At 48.6% G+C, this 24,573-nt stretch carries 22 protein-coding genes; 12 read left to right on the top strand and 10 right to left on the bottom strand.

Translation table 11 applies throughout. From position 1 onward, the window contains the following. Positions 1–18 precede the first annotated feature (18 nt). The 6 genes from C7R93_RS09995 to C7R93_RS09970 all read right to left on the bottom strand — a co-directional run bounded on the left by C7R93_RS09995 (position 19) and on the right by C7R93_RS09970 (position 7,227). Entirely contained in the window at positions 19–1,125 is a 1,107-nt protein-coding gene (locus tag C7R93_RS09995) for a glycosyltransferase family 4 protein (protein WP_106838667.1), read from the bottom strand. After that, on the bottom strand, positions 1,122–2,078 hold the full coding sequence (locus C7R93_RS09990) for a GDP-L-fucose synthase family protein (protein WP_106838666.1): 957 nt from the start codon (positions 2,076–2,078) through the stop codon (positions 1,122–1,124). The genes C7R93_RS09995 and C7R93_RS09990 overlap by 4 nt, the downstream gene beginning before the upstream one ends. Before the next feature lie 30 nt (positions 2,079–2,108). Then, positions 2,109–3,344, bottom strand: a complete 1,236-nt coding sequence (locus C7R93_RS09985; RefSeq protein ID WP_106838665.1) for a glycosyltransferase family 2 protein — start codon at positions 3,342–3,344, stop codon at positions 2,109–2,111. A 44-nt stretch (positions 3,345–3,388) separates the two neighbouring features. Continuing rightward, on the bottom strand, positions 3,389–4,360 hold the full coding sequence (locus tag C7R93_RS09980) for a GDP-mannose 4,6-dehydratase (RefSeq protein WP_106838664.1): 972 nt from the start codon (positions 4,358–4,360) through the stop codon (positions 3,389–3,391). Positions 4,361–4,485: 125 nt separating this feature from the next. Further along, complete coding sequence (locus C7R93_RS09975) at positions 4,486–5,355, bottom strand: hypothetical protein (RefSeq protein WP_244191495.1); 870 nt, start codon at positions 5,353–5,355, stop codon at positions 4,486–4,488. Between the two features lie 126 nt (positions 5,356–5,481). Beyond that, positions 5,482–7,227 carry a phospho-sugar mutase gene (locus C7R93_RS09970; protein ID WP_106838662.1) on the bottom strand — a complete coding sequence of 582 codons (1,746 nt, stop codon included), beginning with the start codon at positions 7,225–7,227 and terminating at the stop codon, positions 5,482–5,484. Between the two features lie 107 nt (positions 7,228–7,334). Here C7R93_RS09970 and glf point away from each other — a divergent pair, with 107 nt between their 5' ends. Then, positions 7,335–8,462: a UDP-galactopyranose mutase gene (gene glf / locus C7R93_RS09965; protein ID WP_106838661.1), complete on the top strand. Its 1,128-nt coding sequence runs from the start codon at positions 7,335–7,337 to the stop codon at positions 8,460–8,462. Here glf and C7R93_RS09960 read toward each other — a convergent pair. Further along, the gene (locus C7R93_RS09960; protein WP_106838660.1) at positions 8,457–9,251 is read right to left on the bottom strand and encodes a glycosyltransferase family 2 protein; all 795 of its coding nucleotides are present in this window, start codon (positions 9,249–9,251) and stop codon (positions 8,457–8,459) included. The genes glf and C7R93_RS09960 overlap by 6 nt on opposite strands. 86 nt (positions 9,252–9,337) lie before the next feature. On the opposite strand from C7R93_RS09960, the gene C7R93_RS09955 reads away from it, so the two are divergent. Continuing rightward, positions 9,338–10,207 carry a DUF4915 domain-containing protein gene (locus tag C7R93_RS09955; protein ID WP_244191500.1) on the top strand — a complete coding sequence of 290 codons (870 nt, stop codon included), beginning with the start codon at positions 9,338–9,340 and terminating at the stop codon, positions 10,205–10,207. Here C7R93_RS09955 and C7R93_RS09950 read toward each other — a convergent pair. After that, positions 10,138–10,362, bottom strand: a complete 225-nt coding sequence (locus tag C7R93_RS09950; RefSeq protein ID WP_106838658.1) for an adenylyl-sulfate kinase — start codon at positions 10,360–10,362, stop codon at positions 10,138–10,140. The two genes, C7R93_RS09955 and C7R93_RS09950, sit on opposite strands and share 70 nt — an antisense overlap. Before the next feature lie 225 nt (positions 10,363–10,587). Here C7R93_RS09950 and C7R93_RS09945 point away from each other — a divergent pair, with 225 nt between their 5' ends. The 9 genes from C7R93_RS09945 (at position 10,588) to C7R93_RS09905 (ending at position 22,073) form a co-directional block, all read left to right on the top strand. Then, positions 10,588–11,556, top strand: a complete 969-nt coding sequence (locus C7R93_RS09945) for a GDP-mannose 4,6-dehydratase (protein ID WP_106838657.1) — start codon at positions 10,588–10,590, stop codon at positions 11,554–11,556. Positions 11,557–11,835: 279 nt separating this feature from the next. After that, a complete protein-coding gene (locus C7R93_RS09940; RefSeq protein ID WP_106838656.1) occupies positions 11,836–12,861 on the top strand; it encodes an asparaginase in 1,026 nt (341 codons plus the stop codon). Between the two features lie 80 nt (positions 12,862–12,941). Further along, positions 12,942–14,612 carry a peptide ABC transporter substrate-binding protein gene (locus C7R93_RS09935; RefSeq protein ID WP_106838655.1) on the top strand — a complete coding sequence of 557 codons (1,671 nt, stop codon included), beginning with the start codon at positions 12,942–12,944 and terminating at the stop codon, positions 14,610–14,612. Between the two features lie 72 nt (positions 14,613–14,684). Further along, positions 14,685–16,760 (top strand): sigma-54 interaction domain-containing protein, encoded by a 2,076-nt coding sequence (locus tag C7R93_RS09930; protein ID WP_106838654.1) that lies wholly within the window; start codon positions 14,685–14,687, stop codon positions 16,758–16,760. Beyond that, entirely contained in the window at positions 16,757–18,190 is a 1,434-nt protein-coding gene (gene pepV / locus C7R93_RS09925) for a dipeptidase PepV (RefSeq protein ID WP_106838653.1), read from the top strand. Before C7R93_RS09930 ends, pepV begins: the two co-directional genes overlap by 4 nt. 15 nt (positions 18,191–18,205) lie before the next feature. Then, positions 18,206–19,138 (top strand): ABC transporter permease, encoded by a 933-nt coding sequence (locus tag C7R93_RS09920; RefSeq protein ID WP_106838652.1) that lies wholly within the window; start codon positions 18,206–18,208, stop codon positions 19,136–19,138. A 9-nt stretch (positions 19,139–19,147) separates the two neighbouring features. Next, positions 19,148–20,083 carry an ABC transporter permease gene (locus tag C7R93_RS09915; RefSeq protein ID WP_244191499.1) on the top strand — a complete coding sequence of 312 codons (936 nt, stop codon included), beginning with the start codon at positions 19,148–19,150 and terminating at the stop codon, positions 20,081–20,083. Positions 20,084–20,103: 20 nt separating this feature from the next. After that, complete coding sequence (locus C7R93_RS09910) at positions 20,104–21,126, top strand: ABC transporter ATP-binding protein (RefSeq protein WP_146142418.1); 1,023 nt, start codon at positions 20,104–20,106, stop codon at positions 21,124–21,126. Further along, complete coding sequence (locus C7R93_RS09905) at positions 21,123–22,073, top strand: ABC transporter ATP-binding protein (protein ID WP_106838649.1); 951 nt, start codon at positions 21,123–21,125, stop codon at positions 22,071–22,073. The genes C7R93_RS09910 and C7R93_RS09905 overlap by 4 nt, the downstream gene beginning before the upstream one ends. Positions 22,074–22,124: 51 nt before the next feature. Here the strand turns inward: C7R93_RS09905 and C7R93_RS09900 are convergent, their stop codons facing one another. Both C7R93_RS09900 and C7R93_RS09895 read right to left on the bottom strand, forming a co-directional pair. Beyond that, positions 22,125–22,502, bottom strand: a complete 378-nt coding sequence (locus C7R93_RS09900) for a DUF3899 domain-containing protein (RefSeq protein WP_106838648.1) — start codon at positions 22,500–22,502, stop codon at positions 22,125–22,127. Between the two features lie 18 nt (positions 22,503–22,520). Next, entirely contained in the window at positions 22,521–23,390 is an 870-nt protein-coding gene (locus C7R93_RS09895) for a LysR family transcriptional regulator (RefSeq protein ID WP_106838647.1), read from the bottom strand. A 127-nt stretch (positions 23,391–23,517) separates the two neighbouring features. Between C7R93_RS09895 and C7R93_RS09890 the strand changes: the two genes are divergently transcribed. Further along, positions 23,518–24,414 (top strand): PhzF family phenazine biosynthesis protein, encoded by an 897-nt coding sequence (locus C7R93_RS09890; RefSeq protein WP_106838646.1) that lies wholly within the window; start codon positions 23,518–23,520, stop codon positions 24,412–24,414. Positions 24,415–24,573 lie beyond the last annotated feature (159 nt).

Raw genomic sequence — 24,573 nt, 5'->3', positions numbered from 1 at the left:
ACCTCCTTTCAAATGAAATTAGCGTGCGACGGAAGAAAAGACAGCAAGTGTTTCGCGCGCGCATTTCTCCCACGAAAAATGCTTTGCTTGATGGATGCCTTTGGCAACCAGCTCTGCTCTTGCGTCAGGTGACAAATAAAGATGGGCGAGTTTCACTGCAATATCATCGGAAATATTCGGATCGAAAGTGAGAGCAGCGTCACCTACCACCTCAGGAATGCTCCCTGCATTGGAGCAAACGATTGGAATGTTGGACTTCATGGCCTCTACCAGCGGAATGCCAAAGCCTTCGAAAAGGGAAGGGAAGCAAAGGAACTGGGCATTCCGATACAAGTAAGGCATCTCTTCCTGTGGTACGTAATGGAGCCATTTGATTTGGTTCCACAGCTGGTTATTCGTGATGTAGTTCATGACGTTTTCATGAGCCTCTTGTGCAAAACCGGTGAAAACCATAGGAATCCGTATATTGTGTTTATCTCGCAAAGTGACGAGGGCTTTGAATACATTCAGGTGATTCTTGTGATGCCATGTATTGGCGGGGAAAAAGCCGTAGTCGCTGGGCAGCTTATATTTTTGCAGAACCTGTTGGTTGAGTGCCTCATTATGCGGCAAGGAAAATTCCCGCGAGGCATCCAGGTGGATCGCGTGTACTTTATGCGGGGGAAGCCCAAATTTTTGCAGGATCGTTTGCTTGGAAAACTCCGAGAGAGTCAGAACGGCACTGCAACGCTGTGCGGACGATTTGTAGTTGTCTAGCCGCCAGCGCAAGGAATGAGCATCGAAAAACTGCGGGTAATACTCGTGTTGGATATCAGGAATGTTGATGACAGAAGGAATGGTGACATCGGCTGGATTCAAGACAAGCAGAGGGCAAAACCACAAGTTTAGCTGCAGGGAGTTAATCCAGAAGTGAAACATCGCATGAACATTTCCTTGATCGGGGACCATGAATTTCCTGACATTCGGTTGCGCCTCAAAGGTATGGAAATTGTGAGACGATAAAAAAAGAAACCACTGATGGCCGTCCCCTGCTTTCATTGAGTAGGCCAGCAAGTTCCTGACATACTGCTCCATCCCGCCGATTTTGCCAGGAATCACGGACATCAAGTTTATTCCTACCCTCATGTAGGGATCCTCCCTTGTGCGTGAGGATGTGCCATGTACCAAGCGATCGTTTTCTCCAATCCGGCGAGTAAGGAAGTTTGGGCCGTGAAGCCGAACCGTTCTTTTGCTTTGGTCACATCCAAAAGGCGGCGCGGTTGTCCGTCAGGCTTGGTTTGATCCCATTCGATCTCTCCTTGGAATCCGCTTCGTTGCTTGATCGTTTCCGCCAAGCTTTTAATGGAAATTTCATGACCGGAACCGATATTGACTGGTTCGGATTGATCGTAGCTCTTGGTTGCAGCAATAATCGCCTGTGCGGCATCTTCAACATAAATGAACTCGCGTGTGACACTACCTGTTCCCCAGAGCACAATCTTCTTCTCGCCATTGCGAATAGCGTCCACACATTTTCGGATGATGGCAGGGATGACGTGTGAGGTTTCCAAATCAAAGTTGTCGCCCGGACCGTACAAATTGACAGGGAGCAAATAAATGGAATTGAATCCGTATTGCTCGCGATAAGCTTGCGATTGCACCAGCATCATTTTTTTTGCTAAGCCATACGGAGCATTGGTTTCTTCAGGATAACCATTCCAAATATCTTCTTCTTGGAACGGAACGGGGGCGTGCTTCGGATAGGAGCAAATGGTTCCGATGGCTACGAATTTTTCGACACCGAATAAACGGGATTGCTCCATGAGCTGGGTGCCCATCATCAAATTATCGTAAAAGTATTTTCCGGGATTTTTTTGATTCGCGCCGATTCCGCCGACGACGGCAGCCAAGTGAAGAATGATATGGGGACGGAAATCTTGCAACATCTTGTTCACATCATGTTCTTTGCGAAGATCGTATTCATGGCTTCTAGGGATGAAGATGTCGGTACAGTCCAGCTTGCGCAATTGATGAACGACGTGGCTTCCTAGAAATCCTGATCCACCAGTAACCACAATCCGTTTTTTCGCCAGATTCAATTCATGTCAACCTGCCTTTCTCGTCCGCATTCAAATTCGAGGCGAAGGGACTCTGCGATTTACCCATTTTTCGATATGGGTCTTGCCTTTGGTGAATTCCTGATAAAATTGGTACTCCTCATAAGAAAGCGGGAGGATTTCTTCTAGGTGGTAACTGACTGATCGTTTGGCTTCAGGATTGTTGGGGTGGTCCTGAAGGATCTGCTGGCTGCAAAAAATACTCACTTCACATTGCTTTCCCTCAGAGGTAATGGGAATCACGACTTGAAAACGGGCATGGGTAACTTGGAATTTGTGAATGAGTGTTCCATTCCTCAAGACATGGAAATGCAAGAGAGGGGCGATGTTATGGTTGCTTCCTTTGATAAGCAAAGCGTGCATCGGTCCATGGCTGGCTTCGATGGTCATTCGCAGGTTTTGGGGAGCCCATGCGTCCGAGTAGCGGTTGGATGCAATGATTTGGGGAGAGGGTCCGAATGCATGATACGCTCTCAGCTTGTGGAGAAACCAAAATGCTCCTTGTTTGTAATGCTTCTGCGTGTAGTGATAGAGCCATTCATTCGAGATGGTGCCATGGTGCTTCACGCTTGTTTTCAAAATTTCGGAGAACCCTGGCTCCAATTCATAGACAAACGTTTTGCATGCATCATATAAGCGTGAGTTAGCCAAGAATTCCGGTATCGTTCCAATCGGATAATGCAGGGAAATCCGGTTCCACAAATCGTAATCCATGCACCAGTCATGCTCTTCATTTACACCGCCGACTGCTTCAAAGGCATGCTTGCGCAGGAAAGCAGCGGGTTGGCAGATGAGGTTGAAATGAAACAATATTTTTCTGTCAAACTCTACCCAAATGTACGGATACTTTACTTTGTCATTTTCATCAATGTGGAGCCCTTTTCCGTATACCACGCCCCAATCAGGATGCTGCTGCAAGGATGCCACAGCCTTTCGAATGGCACCGGGAAAATACGTATCATCTGAATTCAACCAACCGATAATCTCACCACGCGCCATTTGTAATCCTTTATTGATGGCATGGGATTGACCACGGTCTGGTTCAGAAACAAAGCGGAAGCGGTCCCCCAGATGGCTGTATTGCTGCAAAATACTCTGTGTCCCGTCAGTTGAGGCACCATCGACCACAATATGCTCAATATGGGGATAGTCTTGTGTCAGTACACTATCGATCGTTCGTTTGATAAATTTTGCCTGATTGTACGAAGGGGTGATGACACTTACGAGAGGAAGGGATTGCATGGCCATAAAAAGTTTCCTCCTGATTTTTTCTAATCATCCACTCGACGTTTTCAAGAGTTGTTAGGTTGGCGCAGCACGGATCGCCAGTAATTCAATAAATCTTCCATCGTTTGCTGGAAAGAGATCTCGGGCCCCCATCCCGTCTTTTCGCGAAATAATGAAGAGTCACCCAGTACGATGTCTACATCAGAGGGGCGCAACCGATTCGTGTCTACGTGTATTTCTACCTGCGCATCAGTTAGCGCCAGCAGCGTCTTTAACATGTCCTCGATGGTATAACGGGTACCCGCGGATATATTGTATACATCACCTGGTTCGCCTCGCGTAATAGCCAACCAGTACGCTTTCACAATATCCCGTACATCCGTGAAGTCTCGAATCGCATCGAGATTCCCAACATGTACTTTTGGCTCTTGCAGACCGAGCTCAATCTGGGCAATTTGCTTGGCAAAATTGGAGGTTACATAGCTTTCGCCTCTTCTCGGACCTGTATGATGAAACGTCCGGGTACGGATGATCGCCAGACCGTAACTGTGATGATATTGATATCCGAGATAATCCTGGGCAATTTTACTGACAGCGTATGGATTGAGAGGCCGGAGGGGATTGGTCTCCTTGATGGGGATTTCCTCAGGATAGACCAAACCGTATTCCTCACTGGAGCAAGCGATTTGAATCTTGCACGGAACAGCATGGTTGCGTACGGCCTCGAACAAATTTAGCTGTGGCACAATATTGTTCACCATCGTATCGGTAGGCGAGAGCACCGAGGTGGGGACGAAGCTTTGTGCAGCCAGGTGAAAAATGAGATCAGGCTTTATTTTCTGGATGAGTTCATTTACAGATTGGGGATCTTTTAATTCACAGTTTTCCATATGCACGCGGTCCATTAATTGCCCCAGCTGCTCCTTTTTGGTAAGGGACCGGAATGTGCCATATACATCCACATCTCCCCGCGACAGTAGATACTCAGCCAAGTGACTGCCGGCAAATCCTGTTACTCCGGTAATCAATGCCTTCATGAAACGAATCCCCCCTGTCCATGATGCTCATAGCGAAGGATGAACAGCTTAACATATTATGAATATGGAAAAACGTGAAAAAATGGCACGGCGCACAGCTCGTTTCCAAAGGGAAATTAATGGGATCAGGGCTCGGCAGGTACCCACTTGCAGGTCGGATAGTCGAAATACATATAATCATCTGTGTTCGGGATGTCCTGTGAGCGAAAGTAAGGGATATATCCCTTCGCGTGTCCTTGAAAGTGTAGAGAATGAACCTTGAGGTAGTCCTCCTTTTCTATGAATTTGGAATAAAGAATACCGTTCTTTTGATAAATTTGCTTTTTATTATCCAGGCTGTGGATTTGCGGAGAGAAGGGAGGAAACGGACAGTTCAGGTTATGGTCAAAAAAACCAGCTGCGATCATGCCATAGGTAGCACTGCGCCGAAGGGCGTAATTGTGAAAAAAGACAAACAGCACCATATCTGACACGGGTACATCTCCGTTTTCTTTCGCATAGGTAAGCAGGGTTTGATAGTGAAGATGATCGCGGAAAAACTTGGTCATGTAGTCGCATAATTGATCAAGCATGCTTAATTCGCAGGTTGTTGTCCACGTGTACTCAATCTCAAAATTGGTGAGCTCTGCGTAGTTGAGCTGGCTAATATCGGTGTATAGCATCACGTCCGAATCGAAATACCAACAGCGCTCGATACCTTGACTCCTCATAAAATCACGCAGAACGAACCAGCGCAAAAAGCAGAACAGATTGTAAGCGTAGCTGCTCATGGCGGAGGAGTGCTTGTAATGCGTAGAGAAGATTTGGGCGCTTTGATTGTAGTTGCTCAACAGGTAATGCTCGATGTTATTGCCACAAAGACGCTTGTTTGCAGGACTCCCAATCAGAATGACACGAGAAGAAGGGTTGCTGGTTTTGGCCTGTTGCATGCATATACCGACATGCTCCTCATCATCTCTGTGGATAAACACGATGGGTAAACTCACGATACACATCTCCTCTGTCCTTCAAAATGACACTACTAGGCTCACGCTAGCAAACTTTTTCCTAGTATATGTGTCGTGGAGTACCACGAAACGGCAGCAGCCCCCCTGCTGCGGATTTGGGAATCCTAACCTTTTTTAGTCTGTGTGAAATCCGAGCTCTTTCAAGACAGATTGTTTCAAGGCGGCAAGCCTTTCTTGCGCATCGCACTGGTTGGTTCCTTTCACTCCGATATAAATTTTGATTTTGGGCTCCGTGCCTGAGGGGCGGACACAAAACCAGGAATGATCGCTGAAAAAGTATTTAATCGTATCCGTAGCAGGCAAGGTGAGTGGTGTGGATGTGCGTGTTTGACAATCTGTGCGAAGACCGCTGACATAATCTTCGATGGCTATGATGGGGTGGGTGGCGATATAGGAAGGTGGCTGATTGCGCAGGGAAGCCATTGTTGCCGATATTTTTTGCATGCCATCTGCTCCTTTGCACGTAAAGGAAACCAACTCTTCTGCATAATGACCGTATCGGCTAAACAAGTCATTCATGGCATCATACAAGCTTTTTTGGTGTGATTTGGCATACGCGCACATGTCGGCAAGCAACAGGGCAGTTTGGACGGCATCCTTATCCCGGACAAAATCGCCGATTAAGTATCCGTAGCTTTCCTCATAACCAAATTGGAAGACGTACGCTCCACTCTTTTCATAGGCTTCGATTTTTTCACCAATGTACTTGAAGCCTGTTAAGGTGTCTTCTGTCGATACACCGAAGTCTGTCGTGATGGCTCTACCCATTTCGGATGTGACGATCGTTTTCAAAACAATGCCGTTTGAGGGGAGCCCCCCCTTTTTATGTTTGGTATCCAGCAGGTAATGAAGAAGCAAGGCTCCCAATTGATTCCCGGTCAGTACGACGTAGTCTCCTGCCAGATTTTTGACGAGCACACCCAGCCGATCTCCATCAGGGTCCGTCCCCATGATTATGTCGGCATCCTCCTGTTTGGCGTATGCAATCGCTAATCGAAAGGCTTCGGGCTCCTCGGGATTAGGCGAGGCTACGGTCGAAAAGTTAGGATCGGGGACAGCTTGCTCTTCAACGACACGCACTTGGGTATATCCAAACAATTCCAGTCCACGTGTGATGGAGTCATGTGTCGTACCGTGCAGGGGAGTAAAGACGATCTTCACTTGCTCCCGAATCGCAGGAGATAAGTCTGGATGGACGCGCAATTGCTGTACTTTTTCCAGATACGCTTGTAAGAGAGAATCGTCAATGTAGTGGAGTAATCCATTTTTGTACAGCTCTTGCTCAGAGGGTGGGGTAATATCGAGTTCATTTCCGGCTGCCGCGATATGCTCCATCAATCGTTCGGCTGTTGCGAGCGTAATTTGTCCTCCATCAGCGCCGTAAATTTTGTAGCCGTTATATTCGGGCGGATTATGGCTGGCTGTAATGACAACGCCAGCACAGGCACAATAGTGGCGTACGGCAAAGGAAAGCAGAGGGGTAGGAGTCAGCTGATTGAATATACATGTAGTAATCCCGTACTGACCGAGAACTTTGGCGGTTTCTATGGCAAACAACTGTGAGTGTTTCCGTGAATCATAGGCAATGGCGACTTTTTTGACGGTCAGTTCCGGGTATGTTTCGAGCAAATAAAGGGCCAGCCCTGCACTTACTTTGCGAATCGTGTAGAGGTTGATGCGGTTGATTCCCGGCTCCATGACCCCTCGCATGCCTCCGGTTCCAAATGAAATCGGAGCAGAGAAGCAATCCGCAAGCTGCTTTTCATCAGCGTGCATGGCGGTTAACTGCTGACGAAGCTCTGGATCGAGGGATTCGCACTCGTTCCAGCGTGTGTAGTGTTCGTACCAGTTTGCATTCATGTAGAGTTCACTCCCGAGTGAATAATTACGACATCATTTACTAGGGTATTAACGGAATGGTGAGGGAGTGAGTGGATCTCATTAAGACTGGAGGGTGTGGGTCTAACATGAAGGTGGATTGGCTGATTGTCGGAGCTGGATTTACGGGTGCTACACTCGCAGAGCGGATTGCCAATGGACTTGATCAAAAAGTGCTGGTGGTAGAGGGGCGCAATCACATCGGAGGAAATGCCTATGATTGCTATGATGAGCAGGGGATACTGATTCACAAATACGGTTCGCACACCTTTCATACGAATTCCAAGCTGGTATGGGACTATTTGTCGCGTTTTACCCAGTGGCGGCCGTACTTTCATGAGGTCCGTGCTTCTGTCGATGGCATGAAAATACCGCTGCCTTTTAATCTCAATGCACTTTCTGCTTTGTTTTCCCCGCAATATGCGCAGAAGCTTTCGAGCTTACTGATACGTCAATATGGATTCGGAGCGAAGATACCGATTTTGAAGCTTCGGGAGCATGCAAATGAAGATCTTGGCTTTTTGGCTGACTTCATTTATCAAAAAGTATTTCACCGATATACGATCAAGCATTGGGATTTGAAGCCGGAGGAGCTGGACCAGTCTGTTTCCGCGAGGGTTCCTGTGTACGTAAGCAGGGACAATCGGTATTTTCAGGATACGTATCAAGGAATACCGTTGCATGGCTTCACCGCTATGTTCAACCGCATGCTGAACCATCCCAATATTAAGCTGCTTCTGAATACGGACTATCAGGAAATCGCTGATGAAATCAGATATAAACGAATGATCTACACAGGTCCTATTGATGCCTTTTTTGGCTATAAGCATGGGCATCTGCCTTATCGAAGTCTGCGTTTTCATTTTGAAACGCATCAAAAAGAATGGTACCAAGAAGTTGGAACCGTGAACTATCCCAATGAATACGACTTCACTAGAATCCTCGAACAGAAGCATCTCACAGGTCAAGTCTCTCCTCACACCACCATATCCTTCGTCTACCCACAGCCGTATACACCAGGTGAGAACGAGCCATATTACCCCATTCCTCGCAAGGAAAACAGCCAACGCTACAGTCTCTACAAACAAGAAGCGGAGCAGATTCGGGATCGGGTGCTATTTGCGGGGCGGCTTGCAGATTATCAGTACTACAACATGGATCAAGCTGTGGCGCGGGCATTGACCCTGTTTAAGCAAATGGTAGAGGAACCGTTATGAAGACTTTTCTTTTGGAATGAGCTCGTTCACATAAATCCAGCCCTCGGGTGTGTACACAAAGCCAGGCTCGTATTCGTCGCCCCACAGCTTCAAAATTTTCGTGAGAATATATTTCCTCGCCTTTGTCCACTCTGGCCAGTTTTTCGTGTGGGAATTGTTGCTATCGTGAATCAGATAATGATACAGGTTCGCGTCTACCCAGTGAATCGTTCCTGTGCCAATCAATTTCAATAACATGTATTTGTCATGAGAAAACCTGCCCTCCATCGGATCGTCATATTCAAATCCACCGACATCACGAACTGCTTGCGTCCGATAAAAACGCGGCCAAACCATTGGAGCTTCCAAGTAATAATACTTATTTTCATAGATGGGAGGCCGCATGATCTCGGACAGTTCTCGCGTATCGTCTGTTTCCTTCCAAAACACAGTGTTGGAGAAGACGACGTTCGTGGTTGCAGGCTGTCGTTCCATTTCATCCAACAAAATTTCTAACGTTTTTTCATCGAACCAGTCATCCGAGTCGAGTGAGACAAAGTAAGGCGTATCAATTCGTTCCAGAGCAGCAGCCATTGTTTTTCCGATGCCTGAATTTGTAGGCAGTCGCATATATTCGATGCGTGGATCATCGAGATACGTTTCAACGATTGCACGAGTCTGATCAGTAGAAGCGTCATCTACAATGAGTAGCTTCCATTCCTTGAGGGATTGGTTCAATACACTTTCGATGGCTGTGGGGAGATACTTCTCCCGATTGTAAGTGGGAATCACGACAGTAATGAGCAACATGGCGATCGAAACACCTCTTTTGGTCATTTTTTACGGACTGCGAAACACATGTCAGGAAGGAAGAGAGGGGGCATACCATTTTGGGGATGGAGAAATGCAAGCTGCTCGTCACATGTAGCAGCGTGAATGGAGGACTGTATGCTCTGGAAATAAACGAAGGGTGCTTTCTCCTTACGAAATTGTTGACGGACAACTGTCGGGGCATCGCAAGGTGGGGAGCGCATTTCGTGATGGCGACCTATGACGATCTCAACCTCCTGGACGAGAATGGTCGTATCCTCGTACGGAGCAAAAGCAATCCCATGGATTATCACGGGGTGTTCGTCCACAATCATAAAGCATACATTGTCGAAACGAGGACGAATTCGATCGGGATCTTCAATCCGTTGACACTAAACAGAGAAGATGAAATTCGTTTTTCCCAAGAAAACAGGGATATCTATCACGTGAACGATTTGTGGATTCAGGGGAACAGGCTGTTTGTCTCCATGTTTTCCTTCGAAAAAGAGTGGCGGACAACAGAAGGGCCGTCAGGGGTCGTGATGGAGTACTGCTTGGATAAAGGACAAATCACACACCTTCATGATCAAAAGCTGAGTAAGCCTCATACGGTTGTTCTGGACGAGGATGCATTGTACTACTGCAATTCCTTGGAGTTCGAAGTGAGAAAAGACAAGGAGGTCATTTTCCGGTGTAATGGGTTTACCCGAGGGATGGAGTTGTATGGAGATATGCTGTTTATCGGTCAAAGCGTTACGAAGAAAATTACTGTTAACCATGAAAAAGATATACAGCATCATCTGCATGTTTCCTTAGATAGCGGAATCCATGTTTTTGATCGAGTCCAAAAAGTGAGCAAAATGATCCCAATCCCAAATTCTCAGCCTTATAGTTTGGTGATCGTCGACAAGAATGAGGAGAAGATTCGTTCCACGCATTCCTCCACGCCAAGCTGATGGGTGGGTATAATCAATTCGGGTGTAAGCGGTGGCTCGTATGGGGCGGATACACCGGTAAAATGATAGATCTGACCGGTTTCTGCCTTGTGGTAAAGTCCTTTGGGGTCACGCTGCTTGCAAATCTCGATGGGACATTGCACATAGACCTCCATAAATTGTCCGGGAGGAAACTTTTTGTGGACTAGGTATCCAGCGATCTGCCATCTGTCTACCTCCTCATCGCTCCATGAAACTGATTGCTTTCATTAGTTTATTACGGGCCTTCATTCTTGACCACTGAACGAATGAGTATGGGCCCGCATAAGCTTAAGAGATGCTCGAGGGAACTTACCGGAATGAACATTACGGCACAGCCTGAAGAAGGGGAGTAGTCGTTCATGAATACAGCTTTCCTCACAGGAATCACAGGTCAGGACGGCGCCTACCTGGCAAAACTTTTGCTGGAGAAGGGGTACCATGTAGTAGGACTGGTACCACGCCGGAGCACTGTGGACAGGTGGCGGCTGGAGTATTTGAATATCGCAGATCACGTAGAGTACAAGGACGGTGATCTGTTGGATGTGTCGTCGTTGACGCGTGCGCTAAAGGCATGTAAACCAGAGGAAGTGTATCATTTAGGTGCGCAGAGCTTTGTCGGTTCGTCGTGGGAGCAGCCTATTTTGACGGCGCAAGTAACGGGAATGGGTGTCTTGCATGTTCTGGAGGCGATTCGGGAAACGGACCCTACCATCAAAATGTATCAGGCTTCATCAAGTGAGCTGTACGGATTGATCCAGGAACCACAGCAATCGGAGCAAACGCCTTTTTATCCAAGAAGCCCTTATGCAGTCTCCAAGCTGTTTGGCTACTGGACGACCAAAAACTATCGGGAAAGCTTTCAGATGTTTTGCACCAACGGCATTTTATTCAATCATGAATCACCTTTGCGTGGGCTGGAATTCGTTACGAGGAAAGTGACGCATGCAGTCGCAAGAATTGCCGCAAACAAGCAAAAGGAACTGCGGCTAGGGAATATTCAGGCGAAGCGGGATTGGGGCTTTGCTGGCGATTTCGTAGAAGCGATGTGGCTGATGCTCCAGCAGGATAAGCCGGATGACTATGTCATTGCGACAGGAAAAACTTCGACAGTGGAAGACATGTGCAAAATCGCCTTTGATTATGTTGGGTTGAACTATCTTGATTACGTCGTGATCGACCCGGAATTGTATCGGCCAGCAGAAGTGGACATTTTGTTGGGCAATCCGGAAAAAGCGAAAAGAGAACTCGGCTGGACACCGAAAACGAAGCTGGAAGAGCTCATTCACATGATGGTCGAAGCGGATATGCAGCGCGTTGCTAAACAATAAAAGGAAGGCTATTCAGGACACCCTATTTCCGATTGCGGGATAAAAAGGGGTGTTTTTCTTTTATTTGATCATAAAGCTAGCCTATTCATTCAAGAGGACACCCTATTAATGTTTATAGGATGACTTATTCGTTGTGTTGTTCGTTATTTTTGTCCCGTTACTTCTGGGTAAAATAGCAGAAAATTCAATATTAACTGTCATACATTTGCGTTGGCACGCTAATTGCTTACTGTAGAAAAGTACAATCATTCTACTATTCACACTCAAAGGAGACTTGCTATGAACGTCGTTGCCAACGTATACCGGGGAGAACAGGTAGAGAGCTCTCATCTTGGACATATCGCAGTCGTTGATTCGCAGGGGACATTGCTCTATTCGTACGGTGATCCCCATCGCCTTACATATGCACGATCCAGCATGAAGCCGTTGCAGACGATTCCGGTTATCGAGACAGGGGCGGCTGATCGGTATGGTTTTGAGCCGGCTGATCTTTCGCTCTGTTGCGCTTCTCATAGTGGAGAGCCACGCCATCGCACGCGGGCGCTCTCTATGCTTGGGCGAGCAGGTCAGCCAGAAGCGGCATTACAATGCGGGACACATGTGCCACGCCATGAGGAGAGCTACAAACAGCTGATCCGGGAGGGCAAGCCACTAACGCCCGTCTTCTCGAATTGCTCCGGTAAGCACTCCGGCATGATCGCCACCGCGACACATATGGGAGAGGACGTGACTACCTATCATTTGCCAGAGCATCCGGTTCAACAGCGGATTCTCGAAGTAGTCGAGGATATAACAGGCTACCCCAAAGACAAAATCAAGCTCGGGACAGATGGATGTGGTGTTCCCGTCCATCAATTGCCGCTCGCACATTACGCGTGGGCATTCGCCAAGCTGGCGAGACCTGAGGTGATCGCGAATCCAGAGAGACGAAAAGCCGTTCAGCGAATTACGGATGCTATGACCGCTCATCCCGAAATGGTCGGAGGCGAGAATCGATATTGCACAGACCTCATGGCAGCCTTTGGCGGTCGTATCGTAGGGAAGGCAGGCGCCGAGTCGGTGTATTGCCTGGGCGATAGAGAAACAGGACTGGGCATTGCTATCAAAATCGAGGATGGAGGACCACGGGCGATCAATCCGGTCGTCAATGAAGTGCTTCGTCAACTGGGAATCGGCATGGACGGTCTTTTGGAAACACTCGCTCAATATACCAACCCGCCTATTACAAACATGAGTGGCAACATTGTTGGACGGATCGAGACTTCCTTTCGTCTCGCCAAGACGGATTTTTCTTTACGTGTATAAATGGCATTCCCAGCAGTGCCGTTTATTCATAAAGCAACATTGGCTAATCGTTGTTTAAAAAGAAAAGGGGGTCACATGCAATGAACATGCGAAAAGGATGGAAGCTGCTTAGTACCGCTGCACTCGTCACTGTCCTAGCCATTACAGGTTGTAGTCAGTCGGCAGCGCCAACACAGCCAGCAGGGGGAGGTACATCAGGTCAAACGTCCACTGAAACAGGCGGACAAGCGAATGTCGCTGCAAAACTCAAGCTCAACCTGAAAACGGAGCCACCTTCGCTCGATCCGCCAAAAGGCTTTGACAGTACCTCCAACGAAGTGTTGAATGCCACAATGGAAGGCTTGGTTCGACTGGACAAGGATCACAAGCCACAAGCAGCCATGGCTGAGAAATGGGCAGTGAGTGAGGATGGGAAAACGTATACCTTTACCCTGCGCGATAGCAAATGGTCGAATGGTGAACCAGTGACAGCACAGGATTTCGAGTTTGCCTTTAAGCGTATTGTCGATCCGAACAACGCATTCCCCTCTGCTTTTCTCGCCTATTACATCGATGGAGCCGAAGCGTACAACAAAGGAACAGGAAATGCAGACGGTGTGAAGGTAAAAGCCGTAGACGAGAAAACATTTGAAGTGAAGCTGAAGGCGCCAACAGGTTATTTCCTCCACATCCTGACACAGCCAACCTTCTTCCCGGTGAATAAAAAAGTCGTGGAGAGCAATCCGAAATGGGCGGAAGGCGCTGCAAGCATCGTGACAAATGGACCGTTCAAAATGGAAGATTGGGTTCATGACCAATCAGTGAAACTGGCGAAAAACGAGGGCTACTGGGACCGTGATTCGATCAAATATGCAGGAATCGAATTTGTCATGGTCAACGATGAAAATACGCAATTCCAAATGTACAAAACAGGTCAGCTCGATATGATCCAAACCGTTCCAAACGATATGAAGAAACAGCTGATCGATTCTGGAGAAGCAAAGGTAGAAACGGAAGCATCCATCTACTACTACCGGATGAACACCAAGATGCCTCCATTCACGAACGACAATATTCGTAAAGCATTTGCGCTGGCCATCGATCGCAAGACCTTGATCGACAATGTGGTGCAAGGGAAACAGACGCCAGCCATGGCCCACGTGCCATTGGGATTCCCTGAGCCAGACGGAGCGGATTTCCGCACAAAGGGCGGGGATTTCTTCCAGGATAACGATGTAGAGCAAGCAAAAGCACTGCTGAAAAAAGGGATGGAAGAAGAAGGCTGGACAACCCTCCCGCCTATCACCATGACGTATAACACCAGTGATGCGCACAAGGCCATCGCGCAAGTTTTGCAAGAAATGTACAAGAAAAATCTCGGAGTAGATGTGAAGCTGGAAAACAAAGAGTGGAAAGTATTCTTGGCAGAACAGCGTGCCCGCAGTCTTCAATTCTCCCGCTCGACAATTCCAGCCGACTACGGAGACCCGGTCAATTACCTTGAACTGTTTGTGACTGACCATCCAGGAAACCGAGTCAACTACAGCAACAAAGAGTATGACGCACTGGTCGAGAAGATTCGCAACACTGCCGACGAAACAGAGCGCTTCAAGCTCATGCATGACGCGGAGAAAATTTTTATGGATGATATGCCGCTCGTACCTATCTATTTCGGCACAAAAGTATTTATGGAGCAACCAAACATAAAAGGCATCGTTCGTCATCCAGTCGGCACGATCGACTACAAATGGGTAGAAGTTGGCAATAAATAGTACAATAAAACGAAGACAAGATCGAATATTCCAAACGTTCTTGTCTTCACTCTACATCTTGGAGCGGCTGATATGGACAAAAAATCGATCATATTTATTGCGAGAATGGACGAGTTTCTACAATCCGTCGTTAGTCAATATCATGAATTGGGAATCGGCGATGATATCCATGTCGAGGCGATGCGAGTCGACCAGCTTCCGTTACGCCCGATCACACCTGGTGCCCTCGTCATCGTATCCACCAAAAGTATCGTTCCACTCGTACAACCGTATGTGCCGAAAGAATCCAGCATCATTATTGCCAAGCGAATGCTGCCGTATCATAATTTACGCGGCATGCTGGAAATTCCGAAAGGCGTGAAAGTGCTTCTCGTTAGTGACACCAAGGAGACTGCTGAAGAAAATGTGGAATTGCTGCGAGCCTCTGGGATGGATTTTGAACTGTATCCCTATTATCCAGGTGCCGACTATCCACCTGACATCGAGATTGCTGTAACGCCAGGAGAGGCAGAGCATGTCCCTCCGCATATTCGCAAAGTTGTCGATATCGGGTATCGGGTCATCGATTTATCTACGTGGCTTGCCATCTACTCTCATTTTAAAAACGGAAATTTTCAAAAGGTGACCGCACGCGCCATGCAATCGTTGGTCGATATCACCAAAGAGCTGAACAACGAGATTCAGCATGCGCATCTGTTGAGCAAATATTTGGAGGCCATCGTCAATCGGATCGAGGACGCGGTGATTGCCATGGATGAAAAAGAAAACATCCGTTTTGTGAATCAGAAAGCAATCGATACGTTGCAGATGGAAGGGAATGAAGTCGTCGGTGAGCGGGCGTCCAATTGCTTGCCTGCGAATTTTTATCAATTGATCCGGCAGTGTGAAGAGAACAAAGACGTTTTGGTAGATTGGGCGAACAAAACCTACTTTTTCCGCAAAATGCACATCGTCATGGAAGGAAGCTTTCTTGGGAGCCTGCTCTTGTTTCGCCAGGCTGCAGAAATTGAAAAGCTGGAGCATGATTATCGCATGCGCCTTTACAGCAAAGGATTGGTAGCCAAATACCAATTTGATGATTTCTATGGGGAGAGCGCGCCTGTACAAAAAGTGATTCAGATTGCCCGCAAAATCGCAAGAAGTAACTCCACTGTGCTGTTGTTGGGAGAGACAGGGACAGGGAAGGAATTGCTCGCCCAGGCTATCCACAATGCTTCGCCACGCAAAAGAGAGCCGTTTGTTGGGGTCAACTTCGCTGCCATATCGGAATCTCTTCTGGAAAGCGAGCTGTTCGGCTATGAAGAAGGGGCTTTTACTGGAGCGCGTAAAGGGGGACATATCGGCTGGTTTGAATTGGCCCATAAAGGGACGATTTTTCTAGATGAGATCGGGGATGCCAGCGCGGCCATTCAAAACCGTCTGCTGCGTGTCTTGCAAGAGCGCCAGATTATGCGTGTTGGCGGCAGCAAGATCATTCCGACAGATATCCGCGTCATCGCCGCAACGAATCAAGATTTGCAGCGAATGATTGCGGAAGGGGACTTTCGTGCAGATTTGTACTATCGCCTGAATATCCTACCGATACATTTGCCGCCGCTGCGGAACAGACGGGAGGATATCCCGTGGTTGGCCCATCAATTTATGAAGAAATATGCCTATGATTTGCGCCGTCCGCCATTTACGTTGACCAATGAAGCGATGCGGGCGCTCCATGAGTACGATTGGCCTGGAAATATTCGCGAGCTCGAAAATGTAATCGAGTATTTAGCGCATGTCGTGGAGGATGAAGCGTATCCGTATCATTTGCCGTTCTTGCGGGAAATACCGGAAGCGCCATTGCCAGTAGATGGCCTGAACAACGAATGTGAAATCATGGTCACCGCATACAGAAAACGAGGATTTCTGGATGAAATCACGGCTATTTTGCAGGAGTTGGGGCACGGTGGCGGTGGACGCTACACGCTTCTTGCGCAGATGCAAGAAAAAGGTCACGCGGTTACCTTGCAACAGCTGCGCTATCGCCTGAAGCTTTTGCAGCAGGATGAGCTGATTCAAGTGGGAAAAGGGAGACAAGGGAGTCAGATTTCCTCGAAAGGAGAATCGTTTCTTGCCTTTCTACATCGGATGAAAGCAGGGGAACGCTCATGAGCGATTACTGGAAGCAGCAAGCACTTCTGCAAAAAGAGCAGTATCTGGATGATTTGAAAGCCTTTCTTTCCATTAATAGCATCGAAGACATGGCAACAGCTGAAGAAGGAAAGCCATTTGGCGAAGGTGTTGCCGCTGCGCTTGAAGCAATGCTTGCACGAGGTGAGCTGGATGGTTTCCAGACCAAAAACCTGGATGGCTACGCAGGGACAATCGAGTTCGGCGACGGGGAAGAAGCGGTCGGTGTCCTCGTTCATATCGATGTCGTCACTGTGGGAGAAGGGTGGACGACCCCGCCTTTTGAGCCGAGTATTCGCGACGGTCGCATCTATGCGCGGGGAGCAATTGACGACAAAGGCCCGGCGATGGCTGCGTACTATGCGCTGAAGCTGGTCAAGGACTCAGGCTTGCCACTGGCAAAACGCGTGCGAATGATCATCGGAACGGATGAAGAGAGCGGCTGGCTGTGCATGAAGCATTTTGCCCAGCATGATCGCATCCCGCCGGTTGGCTTTTCTCCTGATTCCTCCTTCCCGATGACACATGCCGAGAAGGGACAGATCAACCCGACATTGACCATTCCGGCGATGGAACCAATTGAACAAAATGGAGCGTGGCTGTTAGCTTCATTTGTCTCCGGTGATCAAGGCAACAGTGTTCCGGAAAAAGCAGTCGCTCTCGTGCGACTAGGCTCACAGGCACGTCAGGAGGTCATCCTTTCTCGCTTGGCGGAAGAGTGGGAACTGTTTTTGAATGAAAATCACACAACGGGTCGGATGGAATTGGTTGGACTGGGACAGTTGCAATTCACTCTCGCAGGAAAGCCGGCTCATGGGATGGCACCATTCCAAGGCGTGAACGCGGGAACCTTGTTGGCCACTTTTTTTCGCTCGTACCCGTTTGGTGGCTCCTGTTCGTCCTTTCTTGCGATGTTGTCCGATGTGCTGCATGAGGATTATTTTGCTGACCATCTACATATGGCTTGCGAGGACGAGGTATCTGGTAAGCTGACGGTCAACGCTGGGATTTTGCGCTACGATTCCAGCGAGGGGGGGACAGTTCGGCTCAATATACGCTATCCAGCTACGGTTTCCTGTGAGGAATACGTTGAAAAATTGAAGCAAAGGACAGGAGAACTGGGCTGGACGATTTCTGCTTTGCGTACATCCAAGTCGCATTATGTACCAAAAGATCATCCTGTGATCCAAACTTTGTCGCGGGTGTACGAAGAGCACACAGGAGAGCCAGCAACCCTTCTTTCCTCAGGAGGAGCTACCTACGCCAAAATCATGCCGTATGGTGTTGCTTTCGGCCCGCTCTTTCCAGGCAAGGAATCCATGGCCCATCTGGCTGATGAATATGCCGAGATTGACGACCTGCTACGTGCCATGGCGATTTACGCACATGCCATTTATGAGCTGGCTAAGTAACCGAGGAGGACTTCCATGTCAAACTATCTGGTAAAACGTATTTTGATGATGTTCGTCACCCTGTGGATTATCGTGACGCTGACGTTTGCCTTGATGCATGCCATTCCGGGGAACCCGTTTGCCTCCGAGTCGGATCAGCTGCCAGAGCAAATTCTCAATAATTTGCGTGCCAAATACAACCTGGACGAGCCGTTGCCTGTTCAATACATTTTGTATCTGAAAAATCTGTTAATGCTCGACTTGGGTCCATCCATCAAATCAGACTCACGTGGAGTCAATGACATGATATCCGATGGCTTTGGTGCATCTGCCTGGCTGGGTGCGCAAGCGATCGGGATCGCACTCCTTTTCGGAATTTCATTGGGCATCATCGCAGCGCTCAATCGCAACAAATGGCTGGACTACGTTGCCATGGCGCTTGCAGTATTGGGGATAGCGATCCCGAGCTTCATTATGGCACCGCTTCTGATCAATTTTTTCGCGATCAAGCTGCCCCTCTTTCCCGTTGCAACATGGGGTACCTGGATGCATACGATACTGCCGTCACTGGCGCTCGCCTTTGGTCCGGTTGCGATCATTACCCGCTACATGCGTGCCAGCATGATTGAGGTCATGAACCAGAACTACATTCGAACAGCAGAGGCAAAAGGTATTCCCATGTTTATCATCGTCGTGAGACATGGAATTCGCAATGCGATTCTGCCTGTTGTCACCTTTCTCGGACCTTTGATTGCCAGTTTGATAACGGGGACCTTTGTCGTGGAGAAAATCTTTGCGATTCCCGGCATTGGCAAGTATTTCGTAGACGGTATTTTCAACCGTGACTATCCGGTCATTTTGGGAACGACGATTTTTTACAGTGCGATTCTGATTTTTACTATTTTCCTGATTGATATCGCATACACCCTGATTGACCCGCGGATCAAGCTGACCAACAAGGAGAGATAAACTGTGGCGATGGAGCACAAAGTGGACCCGTTATTTCGCCCGTTGACGAAAAATACGCAGGCGAACGTCATTGCACGACCGAGTCTTAGCAATGGGCAGCAGGTCATTCGGAAGCTGCTGAAAAACAAGCTGGCTATGCTTGGGCTGTTCATTATACTCGCGTTGGTTGGCATGGCGATCATTGGACCGAATCTCGTGCCGTATAGCTATTCGGACCAGAGCTTGCTGACCAAAAATCAGGAAATTTCCGCAGAGCATTGGTTCGGTACAGATGAGCTGGGACGTGATATGTTTGCCCGTACGTGGTATGGGGCGAGGATTTCTTTGACGATTGGCATTGTCGCTGCATTCATCGACCTGGTCATCGGCGTGACAGTCGGTGGAATTGCAGGCTACATGGCGGGACGTGGCAAACGAGGGGATCGCATCGATACGCTCATCATGCGCATTATCGAGATTTTGTATGGGCTGCCGTATTTGCTGGTCGTCATTCTGCTCATGGTCGTGATGGAGCCGGGAATGCTGACGATTATTATTGCCCTGTCTGCTACTGGGTGGGTCGGCATGGCGCGGTTGGTGCGCGGACAAATCCTGCAATTGAAAAATCAAGAGTTCATTCTGGCTGCGCAAGTTCTGGGAGCGAAGTTTTCACGAATTTTGCTAAAGCACCTGATTCCAAACACATTTGGCGTCATTATCGTCAATTTGACCTTTACGATTCCATCGGCGATTTTTGCGGAATCTTTTCTCAGCTTTCTTGGACTCGGTGTACAAGCTCCCGTCGCCAGTTGGGGGACGATGACGAACGATGGCTTGGGCGTTATTTTGACGGGCGACTGGTGGCGACTGTTTTTCCCAGCGTTGATGATCTCGCTGACGATGTTCGCCTTCAACGTATTCGGCGACGGTTTGCAGGATGCGCTTGATCCGCGTCTACGCGATTAGAGACGACAGGGGGAATGAGGATGAATCAGCATTTGCTTGCAATCGATAACTTGCGGGTGAATTTCAAGACGTATGGTGGCGAGGTTCAAGCCGTGCGGGGAGTGTCCTTTTACGTGGACAAGGGGGAGACGGTTGCCATCGTAGGTGAGAGTGGATGTGGTAAGAGCGTTACAGCTCAAGCGATTATGGGTCTAATCCCCAATCCACCTGGAAAAATCGTCGGGGGAAAGGTTGTTTTTGAAGGCGCCGAAATCAGTCACCTGCCCAAAAAAGAGCTGCTGGGTATTCGTGGCACGCAGATCGGCATGGTGTTTCAAGACCCGATGACCGCACTCAATCCGACGATGAAGGTAGGGACACAGATCGTAGAAGGGTTCGTTCGCAGTCACCAAGTATCGAGAGAGGAAGCACGAAAACGAGCGATCGAGATGCTTTCACTCGTAGGCATTCCCGATCCGGAAAAGCGAATCGATCAGTACCCGCACCAATTCAGCGGAGGGATGCGTCAGCGTGTGGTCATTGCCATTGCTCTTGCTTGCCAACCCAAGCTGGTAATTGCTGATGAGCCGACGACAGCACTGGATGTGACGATTCAGGCGCAGATTTTGGATTTGCTCAAACGACTGCAAGAAGAACAGGCGTTATCGGTGGTGATTATTACACATGATTTGGGAGTGGTAGCCGAGATCGCTCATCGCATGGTTGTCATGTATGCGGGGATGGTGGTAGAGACTGGGACGGTCGAGGACGTTTTTGCGAATCCTCGCCACCCGTATACATGGGGGCTAATGCGATCCCTCCCTCGTCTGGATGAAGGTGAAAAGCAACGGCTTATTCCCATTGAAGGCAGTCCTCCGGATTTGTTCAATCCGCCAGTTGGCTGTCCGTTTGCTGCCCGCTGTGATTTTGCGATGGAAATATGCGAACAGCAGATGCCCGTGACGAGCGAATTCGGTCGGGGACATCAGGCGGCTTGCTGGCTCCATGATCCACGGGCACCACGAATAGAGGAGCTGGTGGCAGCAGGGAGGCAGGGGGTATGACAGGAGCTTTGCTTGATGTTCGTGATTTGAAGAAGTATTTTTCGCTTGGAACGGGATTTGATTTGAAAGCAGTCGATGGTGTTTCTTTTACGATCAACAAAGGGGAGACATTTGGACTGGTCGGAGAAAGTGGCTGCGGGAAGTCTACACTTGGTCGGACCATTATTCGCCTGTATGACCATACAGATGGCGAGGTGCTGTTCAAAGGGAAGCATGTTCATCAGCTTCGGGGAAAAGAAGCGGGGCAGTTCAATCGGGATGCCCAGATGATTTTCCAGGACCCGCAAGCAAGTCTGAATCCGCGTATGACCGTAGAGGATATCATTGCAGAGGGGTTGGACATCCACCATTTGAATCGGGGGATGAGACGAGAGCGTGTGGCAGAGCTGCTCCATCTAGTAGGCTTGCATAAGGATCATGCGCAGCGTTTTCCGCATGAATTCAGTGGGGGACAGCGCCAACGGATCGGAATCGCGCGGGCGTTGGCAGTGGAGCCGGAATTTATCATTGCCGACGAGCCGATCTCCGCACTCGATGTCTCGATTCAGGCGCAAGTCGTCAATTTATTGGAGGATTTGCAGCATGATCGCGGCTTGACCTATTTGTTTATCGCGCATGATCTGTCCATGGTCAAACATATTTCCAACCGGATTGGCGTCATGTATTTGGGCAAAATGGTCGAGCTTGCATCGAGCCATGAGCTGTACGCGCGTCCGTTGCACCCCTATACGCAGGCTTTGCTCTCTTCTGTGCCAGTACCTGATCCGACGGTGAAGCGAGAGCGTATCGTTTTGCAGGGAGATTTGCCGAGTCCAGCCAACAAGCCAAGTGGTTGCGGTTTTCGCACACGCTGCCCACTCGTACAACCTCGTTGTGCAGAAGAAGTGCCGAAGTGGCAAGAGGCTGAACCTGGGCATTGGGTGGCTTGTCATTTAATAGAGTCGTAAGAGAGGAAGAAGGGCTGTTCCCAATCGGTGGGACAGCCCTTCCTTGTGCGATTATATATAGTAGAAACAGGTAAGAACGATCGAGAAAACAATTAGTCCAGTGCCTGAAGTGAGAAAAAGTGAGGTTCCGATTCGCATGAATGATTCCTTCTTTTCCTCGAATGCAGGGTCATTTGCTTGAACGATGTCACTGTCCATCATACGAGGCTTGCGAAAGAACATCCCTTTCAGCTGCTTGAATCCGCGCAGAAAAATAGTGAAAAATCCAGAGCGTGTCACGACGGCCATACTCCCAACGATCAACAGGAAAAGACCGATTAAAAAGCTCTGGTTAATCAATGGCACCAACGTACCGGCTTGAATGGTAATCCCTAAAATGACACTGCTGATCACGGAGAGAGCGAGTAGTAGAATGAGCCATTTTTTCAACGAAGAAGCACGTCCTTTTTATAGTGTGGGTGCAATGCGCTCTGCTTCCCGCAAAAAAGCTTGAACGGCAGGTGGGGCTTCCCGAAGCGAGCGCACAGCCAAGCCGATTTGCCGAGAGAGAGGCGGTGTGATTTCTATGACAGCGACATCGGGTAGTTGCGCGGGTAGAGTCAGTGACGGAACGACTGTCACCCCAACACCGCTTTCTACCATTGCTAAAATCGTTGTATTATCAGCGATTTCATAGGAAACATTTGGCGTAAGCCCAGCATTGGCAAACGCAGCGCCAATCAACAAGTGACATCCCGCCATAGGCATGAGAAACGATTCGCGGGCTAATTGCTCCAAGGTAAGAGAGGGCTCTTTTGCCAGAGGATGATTGGCTGGCACGACAGCATGCAGGGCGTCTGTCGTAAGCAGGACTCCCTCCAGCTCGTCATCGGGCCACACATGAAAACCGACATCGACAACCCCTGAGCGAACCCATTCTTTTATTTCTTGATAGCTTCCTTCATATAGCTTTGTTTGCATATGCGGATAGTGACTCTGCATCGACTTCAGCAATTTTGGCAGGAGCTGAGCGGTTACGCTAGGAAAAGAAGCGATCCGGATCGTTGCCTCCAAATGCCCGCTTGATTCAGCAGCCACCTGTTTTATCAGAGAGACGTTTTCCAATATGGTCCGGGCAGAGGAGACGATTTTTTCGCCAGCTTCGGTTAGCTTAACCCCGCTGCGACTGCGGGTGAACAAGAAGATGCCGAGCTCTTTCTCCAGTGCGCCGATGGTATGACTCACACCCGACTGGCTCAATCCGATTTGTTCTCCTGCTCGCGTGAAGCTACCAGTATTCGTGACAGCTACAAGGACTTCCATTTGAAACAAAGTCATGGAGCTCCTCCTTTCATGAAGTTTTTATCATGGTTGGTATGCGAAAGCTTCATTTTACAGCGCAGTTGCATCACTTTAAGATGAAAAGCAAGAGAAGCATTCGTTTAACAAAAGGAGAGAATGAACCATGAATCATGTGAGCGTATACCATGTGGACGCCTTTACGAGAGAGCCATTTGCAGGCAATCCCGCAGGAGTCATCCCGGAAGCAGGTACTTTGACTTTACAACAAATGCAGAAAATTGCCAATGAGTTGAATCTTCCTGAGTCTGCCTTTTTGATGCCATCCGACCATCCAGAAGCAGATTTTCGGATTCGCTACTTTTCTCCTACGGTTGAGATTGATTTCTGCGGACATGCGACAGTGGGGTCTGCTTGGCTATTGGCAACAGAACGCGGATGGTTGGAAAAGGGGAGCCGTATCGTGTTTGAGACAAACGTCGGGTTAATTCCTGTTCAATTGGTGATCGAGGACGGTCAATTACAGCGCGTGGAAATGACCCAAATCAAGCCTTCTGTGAAGGAGATCGATTTAGGCAGAGAAGAGGTAGCGAGGCTGGTTGGCATAACACCGGCAGATCTGGACGATCGCTATCCGATGAAGCTCGCATCCACTGGCAATATGCATCTTCTCGTTCCAGTCCGCACCCGTCAGGCGATCGATGCAGCACAGCCATTGTTCTCAACGCTCGCAGAAATGAACAGAGAACACAGCATCACCACCACCCATTTGTTTACGTGGGATGCGCCTGAAGGCTATGACTTGTATACGAGGGATTTCGCGCCTGCTATCGGGATTACGGAAGATCCCGTAACAGGTGCTGCAAACGGGGCACTGGCAGGTTATCTGGCGTTGGAAGAGTTGCTGCTTGCTGGCAAAGTGACACAGCTCGTCGTAGGGCAAGGACATGCGATTGGTCGGCCAGGGAAGTTGTATGTTACGGTCGATCGATCTGGCGAGGAGCCTGTTATTCGTGTAGCAGGTGAGGCGCATTTGACGATTGCGGGGCAGATGAGGGGATAAATAATGGAAGGAGAAAGGCGTTCTTGTCTAAGAACGTCTTTTTTTGTCGTTATTTCCTATTGATCCAAAATAAGGGATTCATTATAATTCGAATTGTGTGTTTAATAAATATTTCAATAATTTTACTTGTACTTATTTTCTTTCGGTTTTGAACCGGCA

Source organism: Brevibacillus fortis, assembly GCF_003013395.1.
In the GTDB taxonomy this organism is placed as follows: domain Bacteria; phylum Bacillota; class Bacilli; order Brevibacillales; family Brevibacillaceae; genus Brevibacillus; species Brevibacillus fortis.
This window is presented reverse-complemented; position numbering and strand designations above follow the sequence as displayed.